This window comes from Pseudomonas sp. S2_B10 (assembly GCF_054668425.1).
Genome location: NZ_CP162768.1, coordinates 4,404,005 through 4,418,015, shown reverse-complemented (window position 1 = coordinate 4,418,015; position 14,011 = coordinate 4,404,005). Strand labels below are relative to the sequence as shown.

At 61.2% G+C, this 14,011-nt stretch carries 11 protein-coding genes; 9 read left to right on the top strand and 2 right to left on the bottom strand.

All coding sequences use genetic code 11. The features are described 5' to 3' along the window. The first annotated feature begins 126 nt into the window (after positions 1-126). Positions 127-882, top strand: a complete 756-nt coding sequence (olsB, locus tag AB4O45_RS19690) for an L-ornithine N(alpha)-acyltransferase (protein ID WP_016771324.1) — start codon at positions 127-129, stop codon at positions 880-882. Then, on the top strand, positions 882-1,676 hold the full coding sequence (locus tag AB4O45_RS19685; protein WP_122691696.1) for a lysophospholipid acyltransferase family protein: 795 nt from the start codon (positions 882-884) through the stop codon (positions 1,674-1,676). The genes olsB and AB4O45_RS19685 overlap by 1 nt, the downstream gene beginning before the upstream one ends. 105 nt (positions 1,677-1,781) lie before the next feature. Here AB4O45_RS19685 and AB4O45_RS19680 read toward each other — a convergent pair whose 3' ends face one another. Further along, entirely contained in the window at positions 1,782-2,366 is a 585-nt protein-coding gene (locus AB4O45_RS19680) for an acyl carrier protein phosphodiesterase (RefSeq protein WP_150636452.1), read from the bottom strand. Positions 2,367-2,534: 168 nt separating this feature from the next. Between AB4O45_RS19680 and AB4O45_RS19675 the strand changes: the two genes are divergently transcribed. The 3 genes from AB4O45_RS19675 to AB4O45_RS19665 are packed head-to-tail and all read left to right on the top strand — an operon-like array spanning position 2,535 to position 5,121. Further along, positions 2,535-2,837, top strand: coding sequence for an ArsR/SmtB family transcription factor (locus AB4O45_RS19675; RefSeq protein WP_016771327.1), 303 nt, complete (start codon positions 2,535-2,537; stop codon positions 2,835-2,837). Between the two features lie 34 nt (positions 2,838-2,871). Further along, positions 2,872-4,038: an MFS transporter gene (locus AB4O45_RS19670; protein ID WP_460094128.1), complete on the top strand. Its 1,167-nt coding sequence runs from the start codon at positions 2,872-2,874 to the stop codon at positions 4,036-4,038. Between the two features lie 33 nt (positions 4,039-4,071). Continuing rightward, on the top strand, positions 4,072-5,121 hold the full coding sequence (locus AB4O45_RS19665; RefSeq protein ID WP_041478907.1) for an alkene reductase: 1,050 nt from the start codon (positions 4,072-4,074) through the stop codon (positions 5,119-5,121). A gap of 397 nt (positions 5,122-5,518) precedes the next feature. Here the strand turns inward: AB4O45_RS19665 and emhR are convergent, their stop codons facing one another. Then, entirely contained in the window at positions 5,519-6,151 is a 633-nt protein-coding gene (gene emhR, locus AB4O45_RS19660) for an efflux system transcriptional repressor EmhR (RefSeq protein WP_016771330.1), read from the bottom strand. Between the two features lie 266 nt (positions 6,152-6,417). Between emhR and emhA the strand changes: the two genes are divergently transcribed. The 4 genes from emhA to AB4O45_RS19640 all read left to right on the top strand — a co-directional run bounded on the left by emhA (position 6,418) and on the right by AB4O45_RS19640 (position 13,829). After that, positions 6,418-7,575, top strand: a complete 1,158-nt coding sequence (gene emhA / locus AB4O45_RS19655) for an efflux RND transporter periplasmic adaptor subunit EmhA (RefSeq protein WP_039762673.1) — start codon at positions 6,418-6,420, stop codon at positions 7,573-7,575. Positions 7,576-7,578: 3 nt separating this feature from the next. After that, positions 7,579-10,743: an efflux RND transporter permease subunit EmhB gene (gene emhB, locus AB4O45_RS19650; RefSeq protein ID WP_252887427.1), complete on the top strand. Its 3,165-nt coding sequence runs from the start codon at positions 7,579-7,581 to the stop codon at positions 10,741-10,743. After that, on the top strand, positions 10,740-12,200 hold the full coding sequence (gene emhC, locus AB4O45_RS19645) for an efflux RND transporter outer membrane subunit EmhC (RefSeq protein WP_024011945.1): 1,461 nt from the start codon (positions 10,740-10,742) through the stop codon (positions 12,198-12,200). Before emhB ends, emhC begins: the two co-directional genes overlap by 4 nt. Before the next feature lie 369 nt (positions 12,201-12,569). Further along, complete coding sequence (locus tag AB4O45_RS19640; RefSeq protein WP_460160446.1) at positions 12,570-13,829, top strand: OprD family porin; 1,260 nt, start codon at positions 12,570-12,572, stop codon at positions 13,827-13,829. Positions 13,830-14,011 lie beyond the last annotated feature (182 nt).

Sequence of the window (14,011 nt, the reverse complement as noted above, 5' to 3'; positions counted from 1 at the left end):
AGCATCACCGAACGTTCATGGCGATGACACCGGGGCTACATAGCCTGACTTTGCACAACACGGCTGCATAAAGAAAGTCGATCGGCTGCAACCCACGACGGGTTAAAGGCCCGTACGGAGATTCACATGACGCAAATCGCCCGCATCAGCGACACCGGCAATGAACGCCGCCTGCAAGCCGAACGCCTGATCGGCGCCGAAGCCTTGCAGCAAGCCCAGGCCCTGCGCTTCGCCGTCTTCAGTGGCGAGTTCAACGCCAAACTGAAAGGCGCCGAACTGGGTCTGGACATGGATGATTATGATGTTCACTGCAGCCACATCGGCGTGCGTGACCTGAACACCGGGCGCCTGGTCGCCACCACGCGTCTGCTCGATCACACTGCCGCCAGCAGCCTCGGCAAGTTCTACAGCGAAGAAGAATTCAGCCTGCACGGCCTCGCCCATCTGCAAGGCCCGATCCTGGAAATCGGCCGCACCTGCGTCGATCCGGCGTACCGCAACGGCGGCACCATCGCCGTGCTCTGGGGCGAATTGGCCGAAGTGCTCAATCAGGGCGGCTACAGCTACCTGATGGGTTGCGCGAGCATCCCGATGCAGGACGGCGGCATTCAGGCCCACGCGATCATGCAGCGTCTGCGCGAACGTTATCTGTGCACCGAACACCTGCGCGCCGAGCCGAAAAATCCTCTGCCGACGCTGGATATTCCGTCCAACGTCATCGCCGAAATGCCGCCGCTGCTCAAGGCCTACATGCGCCTCGGCGCGAAGATCTGCGGCGAGCCGTGCTGGGACGAAGACTTCCAGGTGGCCGACGTGTTCATCCTGCTCAAGCGCGACGAACTCTGCCCGCGCTACGCCAAACACTTCAAGGCGGCGGTGTGATGAGCCGGTTGCGGGTGTACGCGCGAATCGCGCGAGTGCTGCTGGTGGTGACGCTGGGGCTGACCATGGCGAGCGTCTTCGGCGTGTTCGAGCGCATTGGTCTGGCGCACTCGATGGAGCGGCGGCAGCGCTGGTCGCGTTTTTTCATGGCGCGTTTGAGCAATGCCCTGCCCTTTCGCGTGAGCGTGCATGGCGAGCTGCCAAAACAGCCGATGCTGTGGGTCAGCAATCACGTGTCGTGGACCGACATTCCGCTGCTGGGCATGCTCACGCCGCTGTCGTTTCTGTCCAAGGCCGAAGTGCGCACCTGGCCGGTGGCCGGCTGGCTCGCAGCCAAAGCCGGCAGCCTGTTCATCCGCCGTGGGTCGGGCGACAGTCAGTTGATCCGCAAGCAGATGACCCGCCATCTGCAAACTGAACATGCACTGCTGATGTTCCCCGAAGGCACCACCACCGATGGCCGTTCGCTGCGCACCTTTCATGGTCGCCTGCTGTCGGCGGCGATCGATTCCGAAGTGATGCTGCAACCGGTGGCGATTCGTTATCTGCGTGACGGCGAAATCGATACGCTCGCACCGTTCATTGGTGACGATGATTTGCTCTCGCATCTGATGCGCCTGTTCAGCCATGACTGCGGCGATGTCGAGGTGCATCTGCTCAAGCCGATTGCCTGTCAGGGCCGCGAGCGCGCGGCGCTGGCGTTCGAAGCGCAGCAGGCGGTGCAGAAGGTGTTGTTTGGTGAGGTGGCGAAACCTGCCGAACCGCGTCGCGCAGGCGATTTGATCGCCGCCTGAAAATACAAATCCCCTGTGGGAGCGAGCCTGCTCGCGAATGCGACCTGTCAGTCGCCGAATATATTGACTGACAGGACGCCTTCGCGAGCAGGCTCGCTCCCACATTCAGATCTTCAGTGGATCAGAGTTTTGTGCGAAATCCTGCAATTGCGGGTAGAACAAGCTGAAGTCTTCACTCAACGGCTCATACAACCGCCGCAACTCCGCCATTGCCCCGGCCAATTCCTCCGGCCTGGTCAGCCGTCGCGAGATCCCGCGCAGCACCTGTTCCAGCACCTCAAATTCGCGATACGAGCCCAGCCAGTCGTTGGCGACCATGTGCGGGGCGATCTTTGCCAGCCGCTCCGGCAATTGCCGTTCGCGGGACAGCACCTGATAGACGTCTGCGGTGAACTGCTCCAGCGGTCGATCGGCATACAGCGTCCAGTCCCGCGCCAGGCAATGGTCGAAAAACACATCGAGGACGATTCCGGCATAACGCCGCCGCGTTTCGTTGAAGCGGCCCAGAGCGATGTCGACCAGTGGATGCCGATCGGTGAACACGTCGATGCGCCGATGCAGTGCAATCGCCGCCTCTACCTCGGGGTCGAATTGGCCTTGCAGCCGACCTTTGACGAAGTCGCCATACAGGCTGCCGAGTAACTGACCAGGGCGCTGGCCGCCGAGATGCAAATGCGCGAGATAGTTCATGGGCGCAGCTTAGCACTGGGTTCGGACATTCAGCACCCTCGTATCGTTATAACCCGATATAACGATTTATGCGCTCGTCAGACCGAATTCATATTGGTATATCGCGATCCAACGATTTAAAGTTCGTCCCATCGCGATATATCGCTACTGCCAACACGAGCCCAAGCCATGAACCTCGACCTCGACGAAATAATAAAAGCCCTGGCGCACCCAGTACGGCGAGACATCCTCAACTGGCTGAAGGACCCGAAAGGCGAATTCCCCGAGCAGTTGCACAACCATGAATACGGTATTTGCGCCGGGCAGATCGATCAGCGTTGCGGCCTGTCGCAATCGACCGTGTCGGCCCACCTGGCGACGTTGCAACGGGCCGGGCTGATCAGCAGCCAGAAGGCCGGGCAGTGGCATTTCTTCAAACGTAACGAGGACGTCATCCAGGCGTTTCTCAGCACTCTCAGTAAAGAGCTCTGACCCTTAACGTCAGTCAGCCGACAAGGAAACCTGCATGCCCCTTTCGCTTCTCATCCTCGCCCTGAGCGCCTTCGCCATCGGCACCACCGAGTTCGTCATCATGGGCCTGCTGCCCGACGTGGCGGCGGACCTCGGTGTGTCGATTCCCGGCGCCGGCTGGCTGGTCACCGGGTACGCCCTGGGCGTGGCCATCGGTGCACCGTTCATGGCGCTGGCCACCGCCAGGTTGCCGCGCAAGGCAGCGCTGGTGGCGTTGATGGGCATCTTCATTGTCGGCAACCTGCTCTGCGCCATCGCCAGCGACTACAACGTGCTGATGTTTGCCCGGGTAGTCACCGCGCTGTGTCACGGCGCGTTCTTCGGCATCGGCTCGGTGGTGGCGGCCAATCTGGTCGCGCCCAACAAACGTGCCTCGGCAGTAGCCTTGATGTTCACCGGCCTGACCCTGGCCAACGTACTTGGCGTACCGCTGGGCACCGCATTGGGTCAGGAAGCCGGCTGGCGTTCGACCTTCTGGGCAGTGACCGTCATCGGTGTGATCGCGCTGATCGGCCTGATCCGCTTTCTGCCGGCCAAGCGTGACGAAGAGAAACTCGACATGCGCGCCGAACTCGCCGCGCTCAAAGGCGCCGGCATCTGGCTGTCGCTGAGCATGACCGCGCTGTTCGCCGCCTCGGTCTTCACCCTGTTCACCTACGTTGCGCCACTGCTTGGCGAAGTCACCGGCGTGTCGCCGCGTGGCGTGACCTGGACACTGATGCTGATCGGTCTGGGCCTGACGGTCGGCAACATCATCGGCGGCAAACTCGCCGATAAAGGCATGGCCGCCACGCTGATCGGCGTGTTCATCGCCATGGCCGTGGTTTCCACGGTGCTGAGCTGGACCAGCGTCGCGCTGATCCCGACTGAAATCACCCTGTTCCTCTGGGCCACCGCGTGTTTCGCCGCTGTGCCCGCGCTGCAAGTCAACGTGGTGACCTTCGGCAAGGCTGCGCCGAACCTGGTTTCGACCCTGAACATCGGCGCTTTCAACGTCGGCAACGCGCTTGGCGCTTGGGTCGGCGGCAGCGTCATCGCCCACGGCTACGGCCTGACCAGCGTGCCACTGGCCGCCGCCGCGCTGGCCGTACTTGCCCTGCTGGTGACCCTGATTACCTTCCGCCAGAACGGCAGTGCCGAGCTGGCCCCTGCTTCCAACTGATCAACTTCCTTTATTAAAGAGAGGCTTTTAGACATGGCGACTATTTTCGACCCGATCAAACTCGGCGACATCGAGCTGAACAACCGCATTATCATGGCCCCGCTGACCCGCTGCCGCGCCGACGAAGGCCGTGTGCCGAACGCGCTGATGGCCGAATACTACGTACAACGCGCCTCGGCTGGCCTGATCCTCAGCGAAGCCACTTCGGTAACGCCGATGGGCGTCGGCTACCCGGACACCCCGGGCATCTGGTCCAACGATCAAGTGCGTGGCTGGGCCAACGTGACCAAAGCGATTCACGGCGCCGGCGGCAAGATCTTCCTGCAACTGTGGCACGTTGGCCGCATTTCTCACCCTTCGTACCTGAACGGTGAAGCACCGGTCGCGCCAAGCGCCATCCAGCCAAAGGGCCACGTCAGCCTGGTGCGCCCACTGGCCGACTACCCAACGCCGCGCGCTCTGGAAACCGCTGAAATCGCCGACATCGTCGACGCCTACCGCACCGGTGCCGAGAACGCCAAGGCCGCCGGTTTCGACGGCGTGGAAATCCACGGCGCCAACGGCTACCTGCTCGACCAGTTCCTGCAAAGCAGCACCAACCAGCGCACCGACCAGTACGGCGGCTCGCTGGAAAACCGTGCGCGCCTGCTGCTGGAAGTGACCGACGCCGCGATCGAAGTCTGGGGCGCTGGCCGCGTTGGTGTGCACCTGGCACCGCGTGCCGATTCCCACGACATGGGCGATGACAATCTTGCCGAGACCTTCACCTACGTCGCCCGTGAACTGGGCAAGCGTGGCATCGCGTTCATCTGCTCGCGTGAAAAAGAAGGCGCCGACAGCCTCGGCCCGCAACTGAAAGAAGCTTTCGGTGGCCCGTACATCGCCAACGAGAAATTCACCAAGGAAAGCGCCAACGCGTGGCTGGCCAGCGGTAAGGCTGACGCGGTGGCGTTCGGCGTGCCGTTCATTGCCAACCCGGACCTGCCGGCACGTTTGCAGGCTGATGCGCCGCTGAACGAGCCGCATCCAGAGACTTTCTACGGTAAAGGTCCGGTCGGTTACATCGACTATCCGACCTTGTAATCAGGCTGTAGCGCAGAAATGAAAAAGCCCCTGACTTTTGAGAGTCAGGGGCTTTTTGTTGTTCGGCTTCAGACTTGTTGCGTGGCACCCGGCGTAGCCCCTCATCGGAACGCCGCCCGCCCAGCCCTCTCCCGAGGGAGAGGGAGCCGATTGCTGTGCTTTTCAAACTTTGAGTTCGGCGGGATATTTCAGATCGGCCCAGCTTGGCCAAACAACCCGGTCGGTCCCCTCTCCCTGTGGGAGAGGGCTAGGGTGAGGGAAAAGCGGCGAAACACGGATTCACAAGAGCTACACAATTTCCCTACAAAATCCACGACTCGCTACGTTTAAACTCCCCGCCGCGATGATCAGCCATGGCGGCTGATTGACATCCTGCCGGGCAATTGCGCATTTTGTTTCATTTGCGCAGGCTTGGGCTCAGGCGCAGCATGTCCAGCCCGGTGTCGACCCAGCGTTCAGCCTCGGCATGCAGTTCGAAGCTGTCCGGGGCCAGCAGCCAGCCGTACAGCAGGCCGTCGATGTAGGCATGAATGCTGATGGCCGCGCGGGCAGTGTCGAGGTCTTCCGGCAACTGGCCGCGATTCACCGCATTACGCAGGGTCAGGCCGATGCGCAGATTGCAATCGAGACTGGCCGTCCGGCGCTGCTGGCGCAGATCGCACATTTCATCGGTGAACTCGCACTTATGAAACAGAATTTCGTTGATGCGCCGGGTTTTCGGGTCCAGTGCAACTTGATGAAACAAATGAATCAGCAACTGCCGCATGCAGCCCAGCGGGTCCGGTTCGTCCTCGCTTTCGCTGGCCTTGGCCAGTTCATCCAGCGGTTCGTGCAGGCTGTCGAGCATCGCCTGGACCAGATCGGCCTTGTTGCTGAAATGCCAGTAGATGGCGCCACGCGTTACGCCGGCGAGGGTCGCGATGTCCGCCAGGGTGGTGCGGGCAACCCCCCTTTCATAAAAGGCTTTCTCGGCCGCTTCCAGAATCTGGCTGCGGGTTTCCTGAGCTTCCTCTTTGGTACGACGGACCATGGCAGTAAAACCTCAAACAGGATGTTTCAGGGATGGCTGAATATCCGCTGAATAAAGAGGGGGCGATCTCTCGTGAATCGACTCCCCGGCCTACAATTTCAAACCTTGCGACGACTTTTGTATCAGGGTGGGTACGCGGCGCAGGTGTTTACAAACAACCATGAACGTAAGTATATTACTTAGCAAGCTACTTATCCACCCGGTGCCCGATTTTTACTCTTTCACACTTCTTGTGCGCTTCATGCGCGCCTGACCCGAGGATCTTCATGCAATTCAAGCCAGCTGTTACCGCTCTGGTCACTGCCGTCGCCCTGGCATCGCTGCTCAGCGGATGTAAAAAGGAAGAAGCGGCCCCAGCCGCTCCGCCCCCTCAGGTCGGCGTCGTCACCCTGCAACCACAAGCCTTTACCCTGACCTCGGAACTTCCGGGCCGCACCAGTGCGTTCCGCATCGCTGAAGTTCGCCCGCAGGTCAACGGCATCATTCTCAAGCGCCTGTTCAAGGAAGGCGCCGACGTCAAAGCCGGTCAGCAGCTTTATCAGATCGATCCGTCGGTCTATGAAGCGACGCTGAAAAGTGCCGAAGCCAACCTGCGTTCGACCAAGTCGATCTCCGACCGCTACAAGCAACTGGTCGATGAGCAAGCCGTAAGCCGTCAGGAATACGACACCGCATTGGCCAACCGCCTGCAATCGGAAGCGTCGCTTCAGACTGCGCAGATCAACGTGCGTTACACCAAGGTCTATGCGCCGATTTCCGGCCGTATCGGCCGCTCTTCGGTGACCGAAGGCGCACTGGTCAGCAATGGCCAGGCCGATGCAATGGCAGTGATTCAGCAGCTCGATCCGATCTACGTCGACGTCACCCAGTCGTCGGTGGAACTGCTGGAACTGCGCCGCGAACTGGAAAGCGGCCGTCTGCAGAAGGCTGGCGACAACGCCGCTGCGGTCAAGCTGACCCTGGAAGACGGCAGCCAGTACAAGCTCGACGGCAAGCTGGAATTCTCCGAAGTCTCGGTTGACCAGACCACCGGCTCGGTGACCCTGCGCGCCGTGTTCCCCAACCCCGATCACACCCTGCTGCCAGGCATGTTCGTCCACGCCCAGTTGCAGGCCGGCGTCAACAGCGCAGCGATCCTCGCGCCACAGCAAGGCGTGACCCGCGACCTCAAAGGCACCCCGACCGCACTGGTCGTCGGCGCCGACAACAAGGTCGAACTGCGTCAGCTCAAGGCCAGCCGCACCGTCGGCAGCCAGTGGCTGATCGAAGACGGCCTGAAAGCCGGCGATCGTCTGATCACCGAAGGGCTGCAGTACGTCAAACCGGGCGTCGAGGTCAAAGCGACCGAGGCGACTAACGTCGGCACCAAGAACCCGGCCCCCGCACAGGCAGCTGACAAAGCCGCCGGCGGCAAAGGGGAGTAACCCATGTCAAAATTCTTCATCGACCGTCCGATTTTCGCCTGGGTAATCGCCCTGGTGATCATGCTGGTCGGGGCACTTTCGATCCTGAAATTGCCGATCAACCAATACCCGAGCATTGCGCCACCGGCCATTGCGATCCAGGTGACCTACCCGGGTGCGTCCGCACAAACCGTGCAGGACACCGTGGTCCAGGTCATCGAGCAACAGCTCAACGGTATCGACAACCTGCGTTATGTGTCGTCGGAAAGTAACTCCGACGGCAGCATGACCATCACCGCGACCTTCGAGCAAGGCACCAACTCCGACACCGCGCAGGTACAGGTCCAGAACAAGCTGAACCTGGCCACCCCGCTGCTGCCGCAGGAAGTGCAACAACAGGGTATCCGCGTGACCAAGGCAGTGAAGAACTTCCTGCTGGTGATCGGCGTGGTTTCGCGTGACGGCAGCATGAGCAAGGACGACCTGTCCAACTACATCGTGTCGAACATGCAGGACCCGATCTCGCGCACCGCCGGTGTCGGTGACTTCCAGGTCTTCGGTGCGCAGTACGCGATGCGTATCTGGCTCGACCCGGCCAAGTTGAACAACTTCAACCTGACCCCGGTCGACGTGAAGAACGCCATTGCTGCGCAGAACGTCCAGGTGTCGTCCGGTCAGCTCGGTGGCTTGCCTGCCGTGCAGGGCCAGCAACTGAACGCGACGATCATCGGCAAGACCCGTCTGCAGACCGCTGAGCAGTTCAAGGAAATCCTGCTCAAGGTCAACAAGGACGGCTCGCAGGTTCGCCTCAAAGACGTGGCTGAAGTTGGTCTCGGCGGCGAGAACTACGCGATCAGCGCCCAGTTCAACGGCAGCCCGGCTTCCGGTCTGGCGGTGAAACTGGCCAACGGCGCCAACGCCCTCGATACCGCCAAAGCGCTGCGCAACACCATCGACAGCCTCAAGCCGTTCTTCCCGCAAGGCATGGAAGTGGTGTTCCCGTACGACACCACTCCGGTGGTGACCGAGTCGATCAAAGGCGTGGTGCACACTCTGGTCGAAGCGATCGCGCTGGTGTTCCTGGTGATGTTCCTGTTCCTGCAGAACTTCCGCGCCACCGTCATCACCACGATGACCGTGCCGGTGGTACTGCTCGGTACGTTCGGCATCCTCGCCGCCGCCGGTTTCAGCATCAACACCCTGACCATGTTCGGCATGGTGCTGGCCATCGGTCTGCTGGTGGACGATGCCATCGTCGTGGTGGAAAACGTCGAGCGGGTGATGAGCGAAGAAGGCTTGTCACCGAAGGAAGCGACGAAGAAATCCATGGGCCAGATCCAGGGCGCACTGGTCGGTATCGCCCTCGTACTCTCGGCGGTACTGCTGCCGATGGCATTCTTCAGCGGCTCCACTGGTGTGATCTACAAGCAGTTCTCGATCACCATCGTTTCGGCGATGGCCCTGTCGGTGCTGGTTGCCCTGATCTTCACCCCGGCGCTGTGCGCGACCATGCTCAAGCCGATTCCGAAAGGCGAGCACGGTACTCCGAAGAAAGGTTTCTTCGGCTGGTTCAACCGTAACTTTGACCGTGGCGTACGCAGCTACGAGCGCGGCGTCGGCAACATGCTGACCCGCAAGGCGCCGTACCTGCTGGCGTATCTGCTGATCGTCGTCGGCATGATCTGGCTGTTCACCCGCATCCCGACCGCGTTCCTGCCGGAAGAAGACCAGGGCGTACTGTTCGCCCAGGTGCAGACCCCGGCCGGTTCCAGTGCCCAGCGCACGCAGGTGGTCGTGGATGAAATGCGTGAGTACCTGCTGCGTCCGAACAAGGATGGTGGTGAGGCGGACGCGGTGGCTTCGGTGTTCACCGTGACCGGCTTCAACTTCGCCGGCCGTGGGCAGAGCTCGGGTATGGCGTTCATCATGCTCAAGCCGTGGGGCGAGCGTAACGCCGACAACAGCGTGTTCAAGCTCGCCGCGCGTGCCCAGCAACACTTCTTCAGCTTCCGCGACGCGATGGTGTTTGCCTTCGCCCCGCCAGCGGTTCTGGAATTGGGTAACGCCACCGGTTTCGACGTGTTCCTGCAAGACCGCGCCGGTATCGGTCACGAAAAACTGATGGAAGCGCGTAACCAGTTCCTCGGCATGGCGGCGCAAAGCAAGGTGCTGACCCAGGTGCGTCCGAACGGCCTGAACGATGAGCCGCAGTTCCAGCTGGAAATCGACGACGAGAAGGCCAGTGCCCTCGGCATCACCATCAGCGATATCAACAACACCCTGTCGATCGCGCTGGGCAGTAGCTACGTCAACGACTTCATCGACCGTGGTCGGGTGAAGAAAGTCTACGTGCAGGGCCAGCCGGATTCGCGCATGAGCCCCGAAGACTTGAAGAAGTGGTACGTGCGCAACGCCGAAGGCACCATGGTTCCGTTCTCGGCGTTCGCCAAGGGTGAGTGGGTCTACGGTTCGCCGAAACTGGCGCGTTACAACGGTGTGGAAGCGGTCGAGGTCCTCGGGGCTCCGGCGCCGGGCTACTCCACCGGTGAAGCGATGGCTGAAGTCGAAGCGATTGCCAAGAAGCTGCCGGCCGGTGTCGGTATCTCCTGGACCGGTCTGTCCTACGAGGAACGTCTGTCCGGCTCGCAAGCGCCAGCGCTGTACGCCCTGTCGCTGCTGATGGTGTTCCTGTGTCTGGCGGCGCTGTATGAGAGCTGGTCGATTCCGATCGCGGTCATGCTCGTGGTACCGCTGGGGATCATCGGTGCACTGATGGCTACCAGCCTGCGCGGTCTGTCCAACGACGTGTACTTCCAGGTGGGCTTGTTGACGACCATCGGTCTGGCGGCTAAAAACGCCATTCTGATCGTCGAATTCGCCAAGGAACTGCATGAACAGGGACGCAGCCTGCGTGAAGCGGCAATCGAAGCCTGCCGCATGCGTCTGCGCCCGATCATCATGACCTCGCTGGCCTTCGTTCTCGGCGTTGTGCCGCTGGCGATTTCCACCGGCGCCGGCTCAGGCAGTCAGCACGCGATCGGTACCGGCGTGATTGGCGGTATGCTCACGGCCACGATCCTGGCGATCTTCTGGGTCCCACTGTTCTTCGTTACTGTGTCGTCCATCGGTCAGCGTAAAAAGACCGACTCGGATGAGACTACTGAAACTCCTAAAGAGGCTGGCCAATGAGCAAGTCGCTACTCTCCATCGCAGTCGCCGCCTTCGTGCTGAGCGGTTGCTCGCTGATACCTGACTATCAGCAGCCTGAGGCTCCGGTCGCAGGCCAGTACCCGCAGGGGCCGGCATATTCGCCGGCCCAGGCTCCGGCGCAAGCCGCTGCCGAACAGGGCTGGAAGCAGTTTTTCCATGACCCTGCCCTGCAACAGCTGATCCAGGTCGCCCTGGAAAACAACCGCGACCTGCGTGTCGCGGCGCTGAACATCGACGCTTACGCGGCGCAGTACCGCATCCAGCGCGCCGACCTGTTCCCGGCAGTGTCGGCCAATGCCGCCGGCAGCCGCCAGCGTCTGCCGGCCCGTGCCTCGCAGACCGGCGAGTCGATGATCAGCAGTTCGTATTCCGCCACCGTCGGCGTCAGCGCCTACGAACTCGACCTGTTCGGTCGGGTGCGCAGCCTGAGCGAGCAAGCGTTGCAACAGTACTTCGCTACCGAAGAAGCACGCCGCAGCACCCAGATCAGTCTGGTCGCCAACGTCGCCAATGCCTACCTGACCTGGCAAGCGGACAAGGAACTGCTCAAGCTGACGCAGGACACCCTCGGTGCCTTCGAAGAAAGCTACAAGCTGACCAGCCGCAGCAACGAAGTCGGTGTGGCCTCGGCGCTGGATCTGGCACAGTCGCGCACTTCCGTGGAAAACGCCCGGGCACAATTGGCGCGTTATACCCGCCAGGTCGCGCAGGACGAAAACAGCCTGACCCTGCTGCTCGGCACCGGTATCCCGGCCAATCTGCAAGCCGCCAAACCGCTGTCTGATGATCTGCTCAGCGACGTACCGGCCGGTCTGCCTTCGGACCTGCTGCAACGTCGTCCGGACATCCTCCAGGCCGAGTACAACCTGAAGGCGGCCAACGCCAACATCGGCGCGGCCCGTGCAGCGTTCTTCCCGAGCATCAGCCTGACCGCCAACGCGGGCAGCCTGAGCCCGGACCTGTCCGGCCTGTTCAAGGGCGGTTCGGGGACGTGGCTGTTCCAGCCGCAGATCAACCTGCCGATCTTCAACGCCGGCAGCCTGCGCGCCAGCCTCGACTACGCCAAGATCCAGAAGGACATTGGCGTGGCGAACTACGAGAAGTCCATCCAGACCGCCTTCCAGGAAGTCGCCGACGGCCTCGCCGCCCGCCAGACCTACACCGAGCAGTTGCAAGCGCAGCGCGACTTCGTGCAGGCCAACCAGGATTACTACCGCCTGGCCGAACGTCGCTATCGCATCGGCGTCGACAGCAACCTGACCTTCCTCGATGCCCAGCGTCAGTTGTTCAGCGCACAACAAGCGCTGATCACCGACCGCCTCGCGCAGCTGACCAGTGCGGTCAACCTGTACAAGGCCCTGGGTGGTGGCTGGAATGCGCAGACCGCGCAGAACGAAGCGCTGAAAGAAGAAGCGCCGAAGATGAAGCTGTTCTGATCCTCGGCTGAGTACATCAAGCCCACCTTATTGGTGGGCTTTTTGTTTTTTGAAGATCAAAAGATCGCGGCCTTCGGCAGCTCCTACATTTGAAATGCAATCTCCCAGTAGGAGCGGCCGAAGGCTGCGATCTTTTGCTGTTCGATAACCGCCCAAAACCCGCTTTCAGCAATTGAACCTGAACACACAGGCCCTTCACCATTCGAACCAGAAAACCAATAACAACAAGGTTCGACACCATGCTCCAGCGCCCTGCCCCGCCCGGCTGACCGCCACCGCTGCATCTCAGACCTGCATCACGTTGCCTGCGCCGCACCCGCCGCGACAGCGCAGCCGTTCGCCCTAAAAAAACAAGAGAGACCCAAGTCCATGACAGTTTTCCCTGTGCCCTACGCATTGCCCGCTGTGATCGCCCTGGCCATCGCCGGTCTGGCCCTGCCGGCAAGCGCCGAAGAAGGCGGCTTCGTTGAAGGCGCCAAGGTCAACCTGAACCTGCGCAACTTCTATATCAACCGCAACTTCACCAACCCGACCAAAACCCAGGGCAAGGCTGAAGAATGGACGCAGAGTTTCATCCTCGACGCCAAATCCGGCTTCACCCAAGGCACCGTCGGTTTCGGCATGGACGTGCTCGGGCTGTATTCGGTCAAGCTTGATGGCGGCAAAGGCACGGGCGGCACGCAGTTGTTGCCGCTGGACCATGACGGCCGCCCGGCGGACAACTTCGGTCGCACCAACGTCGCGTTCAAGGCCAGACTTTCGCAGACCGAGGTGAAGGTCGGCGAGTGGATGCCGGTATTGCCGATTCTGCGTTCGGACGACGGTCGCTCGCTGCCGCAAACCTTCCGTGGCGGCCAGATCACCTCCAAGGAAATCGCCGGCCTGACCCTCTATGGCGGCCAGTTCCGCGCCAACAGCCCGCGCGACGACAGCAGCATGAGCGACATGTCGATGACCGGCAAAGCCGCGTTCACCTCTGACCGTTTCAACTTCCAGGGCGGCGAATACCTGTTCAACGACAAGCGCACACAGATCGGCTTATGGAATGCGCAACTCAAGGACATCTACAGCCAGCAGTACCTCAATGTGCTGCACAGTCAGCCGCTCGGCGACTGGACGCTGGGCGCCAACCTCGGCTTTTTCTACGGCAAGGAAGATGGCAGCGCGCGTGCCGGCGATCTGGACAACAAGACCTGGTACGGGATGTTTTCGGCCAAGTACGGCGGCAACACGTTCTACCTCGGCCTGCAAAAACTCACCGGCGACAGCGCCTGGATGCGCGTCAACGGCACCAGTGGCGGCACCCTGGCCAACGACAGCTACAACGCCAGTTATGACAACGCTCAGGAACGCTCCTGGCAGTTGCGTCACGACTACAACTTCGCCGCCATGGGCATCCCCGGCCTGACCCTGATGAACCGCTACATCAGCGGCGACAACGTGCACACCGGGACGATCACCGACGGCAAGGAATGGGGTCGCGAATCGGAACTCGGTTACACGGTGCAGAGCGGGACTTTGAAGGATTTGAACGTCAGATGGCGCAACTCGACCATGCGCCGCGACTTCAGCAACAACGAGTTCGACGAGAACCGGTTGATCGTCAGCTACCCGATCAGCCTGCTTTAACTAAACATGCTCCACTGTGGGAGCGAGCCTGCTCGCGAAAGCGCTGCTTCAGTCGACATCTGTGTCGAATATGAAATGGCCTTCGCGAGCAGGCTCGCTCCCACATTTGATTCCCATCACAGATGCATGCCATTGGTCAGGCCATGTAGCGCTTTTGCGGGCGGCAGTTACAGTGAGCAAAC

What these genes read in the sequence shown, in the direction of transcription:
- AB4O45_RS19680 (WP_150636452.1), bottom strand. Translation starts at nt 2,366, where the DNA reads ATGAACTATCTCGCGCATTTGCATCTCGGCGGCCAGCGCCCTGGTCAG.
- emhC (WP_024011945.1), top strand. Translation starts at nt 10,740, where the DNA reads ATGAGCAAGTCGCTACTCTCCATCGCAGTCGCCGCCTTCGTGCTGAGC.
- emhA (WP_039762673.1), top strand. Translation starts at nt 6,418, where the DNA reads ATGCAATTCAAGCCAGCTGTTACCGCTCTGGTCACTGCCGTCGCCCTG.
- AB4O45_RS19640 (WP_460160446.1), top strand. Translation starts at nt 12,570, where the DNA reads ATGACAGTTTTCCCTGTGCCCTACGCATTGCCCGCTGTGATCGCCCTG.
- emhB (WP_252887427.1), top strand. Translation starts at nt 7,579, where the DNA reads ATGTCAAAATTCTTCATCGACCGTCCGATTTTCGCCTGGGTAATCGCC.
- AB4O45_RS19685 (WP_122691696.1), top strand. Translation starts at nt 882, where the DNA reads ATGAGCCGGTTGCGGGTGTACGCGCGAATCGCGCGAGTGCTGCTGGTG.
- AB4O45_RS19670 (WP_460094128.1), top strand. Translation starts at nt 2,872, where the DNA reads ATGCCCCTTTCGCTTCTCATCCTCGCCCTGAGCGCCTTCGCCATCGGC.
- AB4O45_RS19665 (WP_041478907.1), top strand. Translation starts at nt 4,072, where the DNA reads ATGGCGACTATTTTCGACCCGATCAAACTCGGCGACATCGAGCTGAAC.
- olsB (WP_016771324.1), top strand. Translation starts at nt 127, where the DNA reads ATGACGCAAATCGCCCGCATCAGCGACACCGGCAATGAACGCCGCCTG.
- AB4O45_RS19675 (WP_016771327.1), top strand. Translation starts at nt 2,535, where the DNA reads ATGAACCTCGACCTCGACGAAATAATAAAAGCCCTGGCGCACCCAGTA.
- emhR (WP_016771330.1), bottom strand. Translation starts at nt 6,151, where the DNA reads ATGGTCCGTCGTACCAAAGAGGAAGCTCAGGAAACCCGCAGCCAGATT.